Source organism: Flavobacterium sp. P21 (assembly GCF_050632225.1).
GTDB lineage: Bacteria > Bacteroidota > Bacteroidia > Flavobacteriales > Flavobacteriaceae > Flavobacterium.
In genome coordinates this window covers 4,547,463-4,561,431 of sequence record NZ_CP192585.1, presented here as the reverse complement: position 1 = coordinate 4,561,431, position 13,969 = coordinate 4,547,463, and the positions used below count along the sequence as shown (strand labels likewise).

Genomic DNA, 13,969 nt, shown 5'->3' with positions numbered 1-13,969 from the left:
TAGGAAAGTCCTTCGACTCCGCTCAGGGTGATAGTACGACAAAAAATAGAGATTACTTCCCAGTCAATCTTTTTCGAATCTTATGATAATGTTTATGATAAGTACTGTGGCTAGGATAACTTCTGCTGGAAGTCATATTATTAAAAATAAGAGCCGTTACAAATAAAATTAGAACTCCGGTTAAAACAGGTGAAATCACATACATGTATCCCAAGCCTTTAATTTGTGCAGAACCTGTAACAGCAATTAAAGCCGTTGCGCCTCCTGGCGGATGCAGTGTTTTGGTAATCTGCATAAAAATAATAGAAAGCGAAACAGCAAGCGGAGCCGTTAACCAGACAATATCAGGAACGAGTTTGCCAACTGTAACGCCAATAAAAGCTGAAATCAAATGACCTCCAATTAAATTGCGAGGTTGCGAAAACGGACTTTGGATGATGCCATAAACTAAAACACTTGATGCTCCAAAAGAGCCAATTAAGAAAACAACATCCGATCCGTAAAAGTGGGAAGACTCAAGATAAGCCAGAATTCCAATGCCGACAAAAGACCCTAGAAATGACCAAAAATGTTCTTTATAATCTACTAAAGTTTCTTTGTATAAAATGTAGCGTGTCTTTCTGTAGCTTCTTTTTATTTTTTGAACAGGCATAGTATTGCGGTATTATTTTGCTCGTTATGTTTTTAAATATACTTTGCTAGAGCTTATTTTTTGCAAATGCTTATTTTTTAAGATTATTTCGTCAAGCTTGGAGTGTAACTATATACGGTATAAGGATAAATCATTTTTGCAGTGTATTTTGAAATCAAGCAAACTACAAGAATTGGCAAAAACAAAGTATAGTCATTTGTCAATCCGCAAACTAGGAAAATTGCTGTAAACGGCGCATGAATACTGGCGCTCAAAACCGCGACCATTCCGATAATCATAAAGTTAACTGGAATTACATTTACATGGAAAAAGCTGTTCAAGATGGAAGCTAATAATAATCCTAAAAAAGCTCCAATAAATAAACTCGGTGCAAAAACACCTCCATCACCTCCAGAAGCCAAGGTTATTGAAGTTACAATTGGTTTTAAAATCAATATTCCAATAAAAGTGAAAGCTAAAGTTATTGTTAACTGAATTTCTGATGCATTTCCAAAAATCCCCTTTATCGCGTGATAACCTTCTCCATATAATTGTGGAAAAAAGAAAAGCGAAATACTTAAAACGGCAGATCCAATTAAGATTTTATAATAATGTGTATCTATTTTTCCGAATTGTGATTTAATGAATAGAACGCATTTAGTCAAATAAACAGAATTTATTCCGGCCAAAATTCCCAAAAGAATAAAATACGGAATTGCTTTTAAATGCCAAGTTGTAATAGATACTGCAAATAATGGTTCTTCTTTTAAAATGGTCAATAAACCAAATGCAATTGAAACCGCAATGACATTTGAAATAACAAAAGCACGTGTAACTTTTCTAGAAATAACTTCAAAAGCAAATAAAATTCCCGCAATTGGACTGCTGAAAAGTGCTGTAACACCTGCCGCAACGCCCGCGCAGATTAATTCGGTTTTGTATTGACGGAAGACATTTTCTTTTTCATGAGCAACTGAACCAATCGTCGCTGTAGCAACAACTGTAGAAACTTCGATTCCAGTTGAACCTCCAAAAATAACAGTCAATAATCCGTTTATAAAGTGCGATGGAATTTTGTATGAAGGAAGATTTTTAGATTTTGATGCTGTACTTTCAAAAACTTCTTTTATCCCTTTGTTTTCTTTTTTCTTAAAAAGGTATTGTCTTAAAAAATAAATTACTGACAAACCAAAAACTGGAAAGATGATGTAAAATATAGGGTGAACCGATACTTCGTGAAAGAAAATGTGTTCGTAGTATTCTGTTATTCTTTTTAAAGATATTCCAAGGAAAGCGGAAAGAAAGCCAATTAAAAGAGAAACAATAACTAATTTTCGAAGTTTGATTAATTGATGATTTTTTTGATTTGCGCCGTTTTGTTCATCATTTTGAATTTGAAGATTCCGCATTTTTTTCTGCGGATTACAAAATTAAGCATCAAATTCGGTTTTTTATAGGAAATCTTGAATTTAGTGTGTTAAAATGGTTATTAGTAAGAAAAGCTTTCGTATCGAGGTTTTGACACAAAGGCGGTAAGACGCAAAGTTTTTTAAGTTTTCTTCTACGGCGAATTGAATTGCCTCCAGCTTTAGCTGGAGGTATAAAAATTGAAAAGTAAAAGGCTTTAGCCAAACAATTTGTATGTTTGGCTAAAGCCTTGTTAATATAATTCTTGTGATCATCCAGCTAAAGCTGGACGCAATTCAATCTTTAAAAGTAAAATATCTTTGCGTCTTAGCGCCTTCGTGGCATAAAAAAAGCCTAACGCTCATAAAACTCAATCGGCAATAAATCAGGATCAGCAATAAAAGTAAAACGCTTTTCAGTCGTTTCATCAATTCTTATCGGTTCCGATTCTATATTTTTTGAATTTAAAAAAGCAATCGTTTCTTCTAGATTAATTACTTCAAAAGCCAAATGGCGCAAACCAACCGCTTCAGGTCGAGAAGGTCTTTGCGGCGGATTTGGAAATGAAAATAATTCGACAACATAAGAACCATTCAAAGCCAAATCTAATTTATAAGATTGGCGTTCTTCACGATAGATTTCTCTGATAATCGTTAAACCTAAAATCTGAGTGTAAAAGTGTTTCGATTTTTCGTAATCGGAACATAAAATGGCAATATGATGGACTTTATTAAGGGTAAGCATTATTTTTTGGATTCAGGTTCTTGATTTAATTTTCGAATAACTTTTGCTGGATTTCCAACAGCGAGCGAATTGTCTGGAATGTCTTTTGTGACAACAGATCCAGCGCCAATAACACAACCTTTTCCAATTGTAACGCCTGGACAGATAACTGAGTTTCCGCCAATCCAGCAATCATCGCCAATTGTAACAGCATAAGCATTTTCCAGGGATTTTCGTAATTCAGCATCAAGCGGATGCGAGGCGGTATAAATTTGAACATTTGGCGCAATAAATACATTTGATCCAATAGTTACAGGCGCGCAATCCAGAACAACACAATTCACGTTGAAATAAACGTTTTCTCCACAGAAAATATTATAACCGTAATCGCAATGAAAAGGAGGTTCGATGTAAAAACCAGCTCCAGCATTTGGAACCAGTGCTTGCCAAAATTTCTTTTGCTTTTTTGGTAACTCGATATTCTTTTACGTTTAAGCTGTGCAAAAGGTTTTTTGCGGCACGACGGCCTTTTACCAATTCAGGATCAAAGGCATTGTAATATTCGCCAGAGATCATTTTTTCTTTTTCTGTTTTCATATTTACATTTTCGTCTTGGCAATTTTTTCATGCATTTTCGGAATTTCCTGTAATGCTCGCAGAACAATACCAAGGCGTTAATTCGGCTTCGAGTAAATTTGCTTTTATTGCCGGATCAGTGGCAACAAGCGCTTTGGCTTCTTCAATAGTTTCAACATTAAAGATATAGATGCCGCGATAATTTCGATCGTTTTTCATGAAAGGGCCGGCTACAGCAAGTTTTCCTTCTTTGGCCAATTTGTTGATATTAGCCATATGGCCTTCAAAAAGTTTTTGGGTTTCTTCTTTAGAAGCCGTCGTATTGCTTCCTGATTTTAAAAGGCAAAAAACGTATTTCTTCATTCCGTATTCATCGGCGTTTAGAGATTTTGCCAGTTTTTCGTCATATTTGACTTCGGTTTTCTGAGAAAATCCAATTGCGCTTATCAGGAAAAAAGCGAAAATAAAAAGTGAATTTTTCATATGACAATTCAAGTTTAAATTTATAATATCTTAAAATTATTCTCAATATCGTCATTCCGCGTCTCCTTCTTCGGAATGATATAAACAATGTATTAAAGCAACTTCTTCAAAATAACAATCTGTCCTAAGTGATAAACATCATGCTGAATAATTCCGTGAAGATGTTCATAGTAAGTATGACCGTTATTGATGTAAATTTTAGACAAATGTTCATCACTAAAATCTTCAAAAAAAGCATTCCAAGCTTCTTGTGATTTTGCTAAAGTTTGAAGCGACTGCTCCCAAGCGACTTCAGAAGGATCTAAAACAGGGACAAAATAATTGTGATCTGGAGTAATAATGGTTTCGCCCTGCATACGCTGTAAAATATTTCTTCTCCATTGAATTAAATGGTTTACAATTTCCCAAATGGTGTTCAAGTTTGGGTTTATTTTATGGTAAGCCTGTTTTGCTGTCACATTTTTTAAAGTGCCCGCAAGAGTAACCTCTAAAAAAGGATTTCCGTCATAAACAGATTGATATAAATTTGAAATTCTTTTATTTTCTGACATAATTAGGTGATTTTGGAATTCCTAGCTAATATACAAATTAGTATTTTACAACTCATCCTCGAAATTCTACAATTGGGTTATTATATATTTTTTAACGTTAATTGTTAAAATACATTTGCTTCATCAAAAACCAAAGATGACATGAAAACCAAATTATTTTTTACAATAAGCTTTTTATTTTTTACAGCTTTAACTTTTGCTCAAAATACGATTTCAGGAAAAGTAGTAGATCAAAAAGGAAAACCAGTTGCTGGAGCAAATATTTATATTGATGGAACTTATGACGGAGCAACAAGTTCTGAAACTGGAGATTTTTCTTTTCAAACCAGTGAAACAGGAAATAAATTTATCGTGGTTAGTTTTTTACTTTTTGAAACTTTCAAACAAGAAATTGACGTTGCAAATTATAAAGATCAAGTGATCAAATTAAGAGAAAATGTTAACACGCTAGATGCTGTTGTAATTACGGCCGGAACACTAGAGTCTGGTGACAAAGCGAGAGTTTCGGTTTTAAAACCTTTAGATATTGTAACAACTGCAGGTTCTGCAGGAAATATTGTTGCCGCTTTGCAGACTTTGCCAGGAACACAGAATGTAGGCGAGGATGGGCGTTTGTTTGTTCGTGGAGGTGAAGCTAGCGAAACGCAGACTTTTGTTGACGGAATTCGAGTTGCACAACCTTACGGAGCAACCACAAATAATTTGCCTACAAGAAGCCGATTTTCTCCTTTCTTGTTTAGCGGAATTGCATTTTCTACCGGAGGTTATTCAGCAGAATATGGAGAAGCTTTATCCAGTGTTTTGCTTTTGAATACTCAGGATGAAGCAGATCACGAAAAAACTGATATTTCATTTATGACTGTTGGTTTAGGATTAGGAAATACACAAAAATTCAAGAAAAGTTCGTTGAGCGTAAACATGATGTATGTAAATCTAGCGCCTTATCAAGCTGTAATTCCTCAAAATGTGGATTGGAATAATCCGTATCAATCACTTGGTGGAGAAACGGTTTACAGATACAATTTTACAAACGGAATCTTCAAATTATATGCTTCTTTCGACTCAGAAAAATTTGATTTGAATCAGAAGAATGTCAATTTCGAAAATCCGATAAGAACGGATATGAACAATAATAATTTCTACCTAAATTCTTCTTATAAAGGAACTTTTGGAACAGGTTGGCAATTGACTTCTGGAATTAGTTACGGTTACAGCAAAAATAAAATCACTTACAATATCACTGATGTTGACAACAACGAAAACAGTCAGCTCAACTGAAATTAAAATTGCAGAAAAAAGTTTCAAACTATTTCAAATTGTCTTTTGGTACTGATTATTTCATTACAAAATTCAATGAAAATGTCGATGATGATATTTCTATTAATGTTGCAAACGGTTACGATTCTAACATTTTTGCGGCTTACGCCGAAGGAGATATTTTATTTTCTAAAAAACTGGCAATGAAAGTTGGTTTGAGATATTCAAACAATAGTTTGCTGAATGAAAACAATTTTGCGCCAAGAGCTTCATTAGCTTATAAAGTTTCAAAAAGTAGTCAGTTCTCTTTTGCTTATGGAGATTTTTCGCAAACGCCTGTTGTCGATTATATCAAATATTCAAAATACCATCAGTTTGAGAGCGAAAAAGCGAGACATTATATTTTGAATTATCAATTTACAAAACCAGGACAAACTTTTAGAGCCGAAGCTTATTATAAAGAGTATGACAATTTAGTTCAGTATAATACGAGAGATATCCAATACAATTCGGTTTTCAATAATAACGGTTCAGGATATGCAAAAGGGATCGATTTGTTTTGGAGAGACAGCAATTTGTATAAAAACTTAGAATATTGGATTTCGTATTCGTACATTGATTCAGAGAGACAATATAAAAACTTTCCAACAATGGCAACACCGAGTTTTATCGCCAATCATAGTTTGTCTGTTGTAACAAAATATTTTATTACGGACTGGAAATCACAAGTTGGTTTTACAAACAGTTTCAGTTCAGGTCGTCCGTACAATGATCCAAACCAAACACAATTCATGAACGGAAAAACAAAATCATATAATAGTTTGAGTTTCAACTGGGCGTATTTATTGACAACACAAAAAATCCTTTATTTCTCGGTTTCAAATGTTTTAGGAACACAAAATATTTTTGGATACGATTACGCAAGAACGCCAGACGCAACTGGAAATTATCAAAGACAAGCCGTAGTGCCAACTGCTGATCGATTTTTCTTCGTAGGTTTCTTCTGGACCATCAGCCAAGATAAAAAAGAGAATCAGTTGAAGAATCTTTAAAAAAGGTTCTGAGGTTCTAAGATACTAAGGTTCTAAGGGAAAAAGCTCAGAACCTTAGCCCCTCAGAACCTTAGCATCTTAAAAAAACAATTCAGTAACCAAATTCGACAACTCGGTATCATTTAATTTTAAAAGACTAAAAACCAACATACTTTTGAAGTGTAAATTAAAAGGAACAAAGAAACAAAGTAACAAAGGTTCAAAGTTTTGAATCTTAAATAAATTAAAAAAATAAAACCTCTGTCACTTTGCAACTTTGTCCCTTTGAAACTTAAAAAAGAGTTTTAATCATCAACAAAAAACTTAGAACCTTAGCAACTTAGAACCTTAGTAACTTAAAAACTAGAAATCATGACCAAAATTATTACAATAACTATTTTATTTATCTGCGGCTTAATGTCTGCACAAAATGTAAAATTAACTGTTGCTGTTTCAGGCTTAAAAAATGATACAGGAGTTGTTAAAGTAGGATTATATAATTCAGACGGGACGTTTCTTAAAACAACTTACAAAAGCCTTGCTTCTGAAATTAAAAACAATCAGGCGATTGTAACTTTTGAAAATCTTCCTGCGGGAGAATATGCGATCTCAACATATCACGATGAAAACATCAACGGAAAGCTTGACAGAAATGCAATGGGAATTCCATCAGAAGAATATGCGGCTTCAAACAATGCAAAAGGATTTATGGGGCCTCCAGCTTATGCAGACGCTAAGTTTAATGTCAGTAAAGATTCAAAAGTCGAAATAAAATTCTAATAAACAAATAACTAATCTATATAAAACCATTAAATAACTTATAAAATGAAAAAAATCATCACTTTAATCGCATTATTTGTAGTAGTAATAACTTCAGCACAAACACAATTTGAACAAGGAATGGGAAAAGCTTTCGGGCTTTGGAAAGAAGGAAAAAATGCAGAAGCTTCGGCAATGTTTGAAAGAATCGCGATGACGGAGAAAAATAGTTATCTGCCAAATTATTATGTAGCTTTGATCAATACGACATCGGCTTTCAGTGAAAAAGATAAAACGAAAATCGATTTGTTGTTAACTAAAGCGCAAGATGCTCTAGATGTTGAATTCATAAAAGATCAAAATAATGCAGAGCTTTATGCATTGCAAGCCTTGATTTATACAGCGTGGGTAGTTGCAGATCCAATGACAAACGGAATGAAATATTCGGCTAAAGTAATGGAAGCTTACGCAAAAGGAAAAGCGATCGATCCAAATAATCCGAGAATCGTTTTTGGTGAAGCTGATTATCAAATTGGAGGAGCAAAATGGTCAGGAGTAGATACAAAACCATTATGTGCGCAAGTTGACAGAGCTATCGAACTTTTTGCTACTTTTAAACCTGCAACGCCTTTTTCTCCAAAATGGGGATTAGAAAGAGCTTTGGAAACTCAAAAAAATTGTAAAAAATAAATTTAATTTAAGCTGATTTAGAATGAAAGACTATAGAAGTAGCTTTGCGGATGTAAGAAGTGGAACGATAACTTGTTTCAAAATTTCTATGGTCTTTGCAATTATATTTTCAGCATTTTTAGGAGACGATTTTAACGTTAAAAATGTCCTGGTAACCTTTTTTGTAAGCTGTCTTTATTCTTTCGGACTCGGTTTCGGGAACGGATACATCAGTGTATTTCTAGATAAAAAATGGGACTGGCTGGAGCAAACGAATCTGAGAGTTTATTACGGAATTCTTTGTACAGTTCTTTACACAGTTCCTGTAGTTTTAGGAATAAATTATTTCATTTTTGTTGTCTTGCGGCATGTGACTTTAGATGTGTTTTTTAGCGCTAGAATGCTTTGGGTGCATTTATTTTATATTGTAGTTTCTCTAGCAGTTTCAACTTTCCTGCAAGCCAGAAGTTTTATGGTAAAGTGGAAACAAGCTTCAAAATTTGAAATAACCCAGCAAAAGATTATCGCCGGAACCGCAAATGCACAATTCGAAAGTTTAAAAAATCAGATTGATCCGCATTTTCTTTTTAACAGCTTAAATGTTTTAAGTTCTTTGATCGAAGAAAATCCAGACAATGCGCAACGATTTACAACTTCGTTATCTAAAATCTACCGTTACGTTTTAGAGCAAAAAGATAAAGAATTGGTCTCTGTTGAAGATGAATTATCGTTCGCAAAAACGTATATGAATTTGCTGAAAATGCGTTTCGAAAATAGTCTTTTTTATGAATTGCCAGCTGGAGATATAAATCCAGATGCAAAAGTAGTTCCGTTGTCGCTTCAGCTTTTATTAGAAAACACAGTGAAACACAATGTTGTAAGTGAGCAAAAGCCCTTGCATATCAGAATTTTTATTGATGGAGATTATCTGGCGATTCAGAATGATTTTCAAAAGAAAGAAGTTTTGCAGGATCGAAAAGGTGTTGGACTGCAGAATATTGTAAACCGATACGGAATTGTAACGAACCGAAAAGTAGTGATCGAACAAAATGAAGAAACGTTCACCGTTAAAATTCCGATTTTAACCAAACAAATTACAGTTATGGAAACAAGTGCAGACTATAGCGACGAAAATAAAGCTTATTTCAGAGCTAAAAAAGAGTAGAAGAATTAAAAGGATTTTACGGAAATGTAATTTCATATTGTTGTGTGATTCCATTTTTAATTTTTATAAATTTGAGGTATTCTCCTGGATTTCAGTGGTTTTGGTTTTCGGCTCTAGGCTGGGGATTTGGAGTTGTAATGCATGCTTTTAAAGTTTTTGGTTACAGCTCAGATTGGGAAGAGAGAAAAATTCGCGAGATTTTAGAGAAAGAAAACAAACAAAAAACCTGGAAATAATGAGAACTAATTTCAATAATGATCCTGAGGATTATGATTTACAGCAGTTTGCCAAGAGAAAAATAGAAAAGCTTAAATCGTTTTATTCACATGCATTTATCTTTTTTATTGGATGGGTAATTTATATTTTGAAAGCATATTTTGGAGTGCCGTTTAATTTTTTGCCCTTAAAATATATTAACGGTTTTGTTATGGCAATTTGGACAACAGCCTTTTTAATTAACGCGATCGATCTATTTGCTTCGTTTAAAATTTTTGGAGCAGAATGGGAAGAACGTAAAGTGAAAAGTATCTTAGAAAAAGAAAACGAAAAACAAAAATGGGAGTAATTATGGAACCAGATTATACGGAAGCAGAACGTTACTACGAAGCCCAAAAAAGAGTAAAAGAGATTAAGGAATTTTATCAACATTTGACCGTGTTTCTTCTTTGCAATCCAATTATAATAGTGGTAAATCTTATGACTTCTCCAAGTTATTTATGGTTTATTTGGTCTGTTTTGGGATGGGGATTTGCAATCGTTATGCATGCAATGAAAGCTTTTAGAATTTCACCAGCTTTTAGCAAAGAATGGGAAGAACGAAAAATCAAAGAGCTTCTAGAGAAAGAAAACAATAAAAAAATCTGGGAATAATCATGGAAACTGATCGTACTGAAGAAAAACGTTATCATAAAGCTCAAAAAAAGTAAAAGAGATTAAAGGATTTTACGAGCATTTAACCGTTTTTATTCTGGTTACCGTAATCCTGATCGTTATAAATTTAATGACTTCGCCAGAATATTTATGGTTTTTATGGTGTGTTTTTGGCTGGGGAATAGGAGTTGTAATACATGGTCTAAAAACTTTTGAAATTTCGCCTGCTTTCAGCAAAGAATGGGAAGAACGAAAAATCAAAGAAATTTTAGAAAAAGAAAACAATAAACAAACTTGGAAATAATTATGGAAACAAATTGTAATAATGACCAAGGAAAATTTGAGTTTGAAAAAATTTTCAGCAAAAAATCTGTTCAATTCAGATCTTTATATGTTCATACATTTATTTATACAATTGGATTGACAATCTATCTTTTAAAAGAATGTTATGGAGTTTCACTGAATTTTTTTCCTCTGCAATATTTGAATAGTGTTGTAATGGTAATTTGGACAAGTGTCTTTTTAGTATCTGTAATTGATTTGTTTGCTTCTTATAAAATCTTCGATGAAGAATGGGAAGAGCAAAAGATGAAAAGCCTTTTAGATAAAAAAGTAAAAAAACAAAAATGGGAGTAATCATGGAAGTAAATTTTAATGACGAGGATAAATATTACTTGGCAAAAAAGAAAGTCGAGAATATTAAAGGTTTTTACGGAAACTTAACGGCCTTTATTTTAGTAAACATAATTCTGATTGTTATAAATTTAATGACATCGCCAAATCATCTTTGGTTTTATTGGCCATTACTGTGGTGGGGAGTTGGCGTTGTTTTTCACGGATTAAAGGTTTTTGAAGTTTTCCCGGTTCTAGGAAAAGACTGGGAAGAGAAAAAAATCAAAGAATTCATGGAAAAAGAAAAAGAGAATAAAAAGAAATGGCAATAATCCTTAAATAAAAATAAAATGGGACGTTTAAGAAGACGCATGTACGAAGAATACAGACAAGAATTTTCGAATGATGAACACTTCGATATAGCATACAGAAAAGTTAGAAGAATAAAAGGTTTTTATTCGCACTTGAAAGTATTTTTAATTGTTAATGCAATTATTATTATCTCGAGTTTAAACCGAGAATTTATTGGCACTCATTTTACTGAAAGCGGTTTGTTTGAGTGGCACACTTATTCAACAACTTTTTATTGGGGAATTGCATTATTGATGCATGCGAGCATCAGTTTTTGGACGAGATATTTTCTTTGGTGATGATTGGGAGGAGAGAAAGATTAAGGAATACATGAATCAAGAATCGCAAAAGAGCAATAAATGGCAATAACTTTAAAAAAGTAATAAAATGAGACGTTTTGGACAAAATATTTTTGAAGATCACGACGAGCAATTCAGTACTGATGAAAACTTCAATATTGCATACAGAAAAGTAAAAAGAATAAAAGGTTTTTACTCGCATTTAAGAGTTTATATTATTGTAAATGCAATAATTATAATCACAAATTTGAATCGTGATGTATTTGGAAAAGATATAATTTACAACGGTTTATCAGATTGGCATACTTATTCTACCGCTTTTTATTGGGGAATTGCACTTTTGATTCATGCATTTTCAGTATTCGGGCCAGATATCTTTTTTACCAAAGATTGGGAACAAAAGAAAATCCAAAAATTTATGGAGAAAGAAGCTCAAAATAAAAATAAATGGGAGTAATTTTAACCTAAATTTCCAAAACCTTAACCAACAAAATGACCACATTAATTATAGAAGACGAAAAACCGGCGAGCAAGATTGCTGCAACGAAAGCTTGAAAAACTTGATATTGCAGTAAAAACCATGCCGCATTCTGTTGAAGAATCAGTAGATTGGTTTGCAAACAATGAACATCCAGATTTGATTTTTTTGGATATTCAGTTATCTGACGGGTTATCGTTTGAAATTTTCGAAAAAATTGATATAAAAAGTGCCATCATTTTTACAACTGCTTATGATGAATATGCGTTAAAAGCGTTCAAATTAAACAGCATCGATTATCTTTTAAAACCAATTGATGAAGATGATCTTGAAGTTGCTGTTGAAAAATTCAAGATGAGACTTCCTAAAGCAGTTTCTGAAACTTCTAATCTGCAATTGGATTTTGAACAAATAAGACAAATGTTGTCAAATCCTTTTGAAAAGACTTATAAAAAGAGATTCACCGTTAAAATTGGTCAGCACTTAAAAGTAATTACTACAGATGAAATCGAATGTTTCTTTAGTGAAAACAAAGGAACTTATATTCATACTTTTGATAACAGAAATTATCTAATAGATTCAACTCTGGAAATTCTGGAACAGGAATTAGATATGAAGAATTTCTTCCGCGTAAGCAGAAAATTTATCGTTCCGCTTCAAGCAATAAAAGAAATTCAGGTTTACACCAATTCCCGACTTAAAGTTATTTTGCCAACCTATAAGGAAGATGAGGTAATTGTAAGCCGAGAAAAAGTACAGGATTTTAAAACCTGGCTGGGATAAAAATTCAAATAAAAAAAGCTGTCTCAAAAGGATAGTTTTTTTATAAGCTTCGGAGAAGCGAAATATTTATAGAAAAAAATAATCGTTTACAATCTAAAGCTCCAGAGGAGCGACATACTTTTTTCACTAATATATGTTGCTCCTCCGGAGCTTTTTTGTTTGTCTTATTGTAATTCTATAAATATTTTACCCCGCTGGGGTTTCACTTAGAATAAATTTTATAAATACTCCGGCCATCAAAAAAGCCGTCATTGTAAGACAGCTTTTTTATTTTTATATATATCAATTTTATTTGCTCAATCTATGCAAAGTATAAGTCATTGCACTCAAAAGGAAAAACGCCATAATTTGGTGAATCAATCCTAAAGCCAATGGAACGCTATATAATAAAGTGAAAACGCCTAAAGTAAATTGAATGAAAACAAAAACAACTAATGTTTTGATTCCGTTTGCTTGAGTTTGTGTAAGTGTGTATTTTTTACTTTTGAAGAAAAGAAAAAGAATCATTGCTACAACAACATAAGCAAAAGTTCTATGTACAAATTGAACACCGCTTTTTCCTTCTGTCAAGTTTTTTATTAAAGTTGATTGCTCAATAAAAACCGATTCGTGAATAAATTCTCCGTCACTCATCAACGGCCAGTGATTATGAATTAATCCTGCATTCAATCCGGCTACAAATCCGCCATAAATAATTTGGATTAACAATGCCACCAAAGCATAGCGCGCAATATTTCGAAGCGGTAAAATCTTATTGATATTTCTTTCCGGATAAATCAAATCTAAGGCTACCCACAGGGTGTAAGCAAAAGTGATAAACGCAAAAGTCAAATGCAATGAAAGTCTGAAGTGGCTCACATCAGGATTATCGATTAATCCGTCGCGAACCATAAACCATCCAAGAAAACCTTGAAAAGCACCCATTCCTAAAAGCACAACACATTTTTTGATAGTCTCTGTGTCTAATCTCTTTTTCGCTAAAAAGTAAACAAATGGTACAAAGAAAACCAAGCCAATAATACGCCCGATGAAACGGTGAAACCATTCCCAGAAATAAATGAATTTATAATCGGCTAATTGAAAATCGTTGTGAATATTGATTTTTTGGTATTCAGGGAATTTCTTGTATTCGTCAAAGGTCGCTTGCCATTTTGCTTCTGTTAAAGGCGGGAAAGTATCGGTTACCAAATGCCAGTCCGTCATTGATAAACCTGAATTGGTTAAACGTGTGATACCGCCCACGACAACCATTAAAAATAATAAAACACAACCTGATAGCAACCAAATGATTACTGATTTATTCTCTTTTTTCATTTTATTAAAT

The 13,969-nt window shown here is 33.1% G+C and carries 15 protein-coding genes and 4 pseudogenes; 12 read left to right on the top strand and 7 right to left on the bottom strand.

The window, feature by feature from the left end; genetic code table 11:
• Positions 1 to 52 precede the first annotated feature (52 nt).
• The 6 genes and pseudogenes from ACQ9BO_RS22860 to ACQ9BO_RS22835 form a co-directional block, all read right to left on the bottom strand.
• Positions 53 to 652, bottom strand: coding sequence for an HPP family protein (locus ACQ9BO_RS22860; protein ID WP_320568365.1), 600 nt, complete (start codon positions 650 to 652; stop codon positions 53 to 55).
• Between the two features lie 83 nt (positions 653 to 735).
• Positions 736 to 2,040: a chloride channel protein gene (locus ACQ9BO_RS22855; RefSeq protein WP_431242610.1), complete on the bottom strand. Its 1,305-nt coding sequence runs from the start codon at positions 2,038 to 2,040 to the stop codon at positions 736 to 738.
• Positions 2,041 to 2,392: 352 nt separating this feature from the next.
• Positions 2,393 to 2,782, bottom strand: a complete 390-nt coding sequence (gene gloA2 / locus ACQ9BO_RS22850) for an SMU1112c/YaeR family gloxylase I-like metalloprotein (protein WP_320568363.1) — start codon at positions 2,780 to 2,782, stop codon at positions 2,393 to 2,395.
• Positions 2,782 to 3,358 (bottom strand): annotated as a pseudogene (locus tag ACQ9BO_RS22845) (sugar O-acetyltransferase). Before ACQ9BO_RS22845 ends, gloA2 begins: the two are co-directional and overlap by 1 nt.
• Positions 3,359 to 3,385: 27 nt before the next feature.
• Entirely contained in the window at positions 3,386 to 3,820 is a 435-nt protein-coding gene (locus tag ACQ9BO_RS22840; RefSeq protein ID WP_431242609.1) for a YciI family protein, read from the bottom strand.
• A gap of 92 nt (positions 3,821 to 3,912) precedes the next feature.
• On the bottom strand, positions 3,913 to 4,371 hold the full coding sequence (locus ACQ9BO_RS22835; RefSeq protein ID WP_431242608.1) for a DinB family protein: 459 nt from the start codon (positions 4,369 to 4,371) through the stop codon (positions 3,913 to 3,915).
• A gap of 141 nt (positions 4,372 to 4,512) precedes the next feature.
• Here ACQ9BO_RS22835 and ACQ9BO_RS22830 point away from each other — a divergent pair.
• The 12 genes and pseudogenes from ACQ9BO_RS22830 to ACQ9BO_RS22775 all read left to right on the top strand — a co-directional run bounded on the left by ACQ9BO_RS22830 (position 4,513) and on the right by ACQ9BO_RS22775 (position 12,645).
• A pseudogene (locus ACQ9BO_RS22830) lies at positions 4,513 to 6,680 on the top strand (TonB-dependent receptor).
• A 351-nt stretch (positions 6,681 to 7,031) separates the two neighbouring features.
• Positions 7,032 to 7,439 carry a DUF2141 domain-containing protein gene (locus tag ACQ9BO_RS22825; protein ID WP_431242607.1) on the top strand — a complete coding sequence of 136 codons (408 nt, stop codon included), beginning with the start codon at positions 7,032 to 7,034 and terminating at the stop codon, positions 7,437 to 7,439.
• A gap of 45 nt (positions 7,440 to 7,484) precedes the next feature.
• The gene (locus ACQ9BO_RS22820; RefSeq protein WP_431242606.1) at positions 7,485 to 8,108 is read left to right on the top strand and encodes a hypothetical protein; all 624 of its coding nucleotides are present in this window, start codon (positions 7,485 to 7,487) and stop codon (positions 8,106 to 8,108) included.
• Between the two features lie 22 nt (positions 8,109 to 8,130).
• Positions 8,131 to 9,488, top strand: a pseudogene (locus ACQ9BO_RS22815) (2TM domain-containing protein).
• Complete coding sequence (locus tag ACQ9BO_RS22810; RefSeq protein WP_431242605.1) at positions 9,488 to 9,817, top strand: 2TM domain-containing protein; 330 nt, start codon at positions 9,488 to 9,490, stop codon at positions 9,815 to 9,817. Before ACQ9BO_RS22815 ends, ACQ9BO_RS22810 begins: the two are co-directional and overlap by 1 nt.
• Positions 9,808 to 10,122, top strand: coding sequence for a 2TM domain-containing protein (locus ACQ9BO_RS22805; protein WP_431242604.1), 315 nt, complete (start codon positions 9,808 to 9,810; stop codon positions 10,120 to 10,122). Before ACQ9BO_RS22810 ends, ACQ9BO_RS22805 begins: the two co-directional genes overlap by 10 nt.
• Positions 10,123 to 10,183: 61 nt before the next feature.
• Positions 10,184 to 10,426 carry a 2TM domain-containing protein gene (locus tag ACQ9BO_RS22800; RefSeq protein ID WP_431245192.1) on the top strand — a complete coding sequence of 81 codons (243 nt, stop codon included), beginning with the start codon at positions 10,184 to 10,186 and terminating at the stop codon, positions 10,424 to 10,426.
• 2 nt (positions 10,427 to 10,428) lie between these two features.
• Positions 10,429 to 10,758, top strand: coding sequence for a 2TM domain-containing protein (locus ACQ9BO_RS22795; protein ID WP_431242603.1), 330 nt, complete (start codon positions 10,429 to 10,431; stop codon positions 10,756 to 10,758).
• Positions 10,749 to 11,066, top strand: a complete 318-nt coding sequence (locus tag ACQ9BO_RS22790) for a 2TM domain-containing protein (RefSeq protein ID WP_132989768.1) — start codon at positions 10,749 to 10,751, stop codon at positions 11,064 to 11,066. The genes ACQ9BO_RS22795 and ACQ9BO_RS22790 overlap by 10 nt, the downstream gene beginning before the upstream one ends.
• 18 nt (positions 11,067 to 11,084) lie before the next feature.
• Complete coding sequence (locus tag ACQ9BO_RS22785) at positions 11,085 to 11,384, top strand: 2TM domain-containing protein (protein WP_431242602.1); 300 nt, start codon at positions 11,085 to 11,087, stop codon at positions 11,382 to 11,384.
• Positions 11,385 to 11,472: 88 nt separating this feature from the next.
• Positions 11,473 to 11,841: a 2TM domain-containing protein gene (locus ACQ9BO_RS22780; RefSeq protein WP_431242601.1), complete on the top strand. Its 369-nt coding sequence runs from the start codon at positions 11,473 to 11,475 to the stop codon at positions 11,839 to 11,841.
• Positions 11,842 to 11,876: 35 nt separating this feature from the next.
• Positions 11,877 to 12,645, top strand: a pseudogene (locus tag ACQ9BO_RS22775) (LytR/AlgR family response regulator transcription factor).
• 288 nt (positions 12,646 to 12,933) lie between these two features.
• Here the strand turns inward: ACQ9BO_RS22775 and ACQ9BO_RS22770 are convergent.
• Positions 12,934 to 13,959 (bottom strand): COX15/CtaA family protein, encoded by a 1,026-nt coding sequence (locus ACQ9BO_RS22770; protein WP_431242600.1) that lies wholly within the window; start codon positions 13,957 to 13,959, stop codon positions 12,934 to 12,936.
• Positions 13,960 to 13,969 lie beyond the last annotated feature (10 nt).

Excerpts from the sequence above, each read along its gene's own strand:
- ACQ9BO_RS22795 (WP_431242603.1), top strand. The coding sequence starts at position 10,429 with ATGGAAACAAATTGTAATAATGACCAAGGAAAATTTGAGTTTGAAAAA.
- ACQ9BO_RS22835 (WP_431242608.1), bottom strand. The coding sequence starts at position 4,371 with ATGTCAGAAAATAAAAGAATTTCAAATTTATATCAATCTGTTTATGAC.
- ACQ9BO_RS22770 (WP_431242600.1), bottom strand. The coding sequence starts at position 13,959 with ATGAAAAAAGAGAATAAATCAGTAATCATTTGGTTGCTATCAGGTTGT.
- gloA2 (WP_320568363.1), bottom strand. The coding sequence starts at position 2,782 with ATGCTTACCCTTAATAAAGTCCATCATATTGCCATTTTATGTTCCGAT.
- ACQ9BO_RS22820 (WP_431242606.1), top strand. The coding sequence starts at position 7,485 with ATGAAAAAAATCATCACTTTAATCGCATTATTTGTAGTAGTAATAACT.
- ACQ9BO_RS22810 (WP_431242605.1), top strand. The coding sequence starts at position 9,488 with ATGAGAACTAATTTCAATAATGATCCTGAGGATTATGATTTACAGCAG.
- ACQ9BO_RS22825 (WP_431242607.1), top strand. The coding sequence starts at position 7,032 with ATGACCAAAATTATTACAATAACTATTTTATTTATCTGCGGCTTAATG.
- ACQ9BO_RS22840 (WP_431242609.1), bottom strand. The coding sequence starts at position 3,820 with ATGAAAAATTCACTTTTTATTTTCGCTTTTTTCCTGATAAGCGCAATT.
- ACQ9BO_RS22860 (WP_320568365.1), bottom strand. The coding sequence starts at position 652 with ATGCCTGTTCAAAAAATAAAAAGAAGCTACAGAAAGACACGCTACATT.
- ACQ9BO_RS22780 (WP_431242601.1), top strand. The coding sequence starts at position 11,473 with ATGAGACGTTTTGGACAAAATATTTTTGAAGATCACGACGAGCAATTC.
- ACQ9BO_RS22785 (WP_431242602.1), top strand. The coding sequence starts at position 11,085 with ATGGGACGTTTAAGAAGACGCATGTACGAAGAATACAGACAAGAATTT.
- ACQ9BO_RS22805 (WP_431242604.1), top strand. The coding sequence starts at position 9,808 with ATGGGAGTAATTATGGAACCAGATTATACGGAAGCAGAACGTTACTAC.
- ACQ9BO_RS22790 (WP_132989768.1), top strand. The coding sequence starts at position 10,749 with ATGGGAGTAATCATGGAAGTAAATTTTAATGACGAGGATAAATATTAC.
- ACQ9BO_RS22855 (WP_431242610.1), bottom strand. The coding sequence starts at position 2,040 with ATGCGGAATCTTCAAATTCAAAATGATGAACAAAACGGCGCAAATCAA.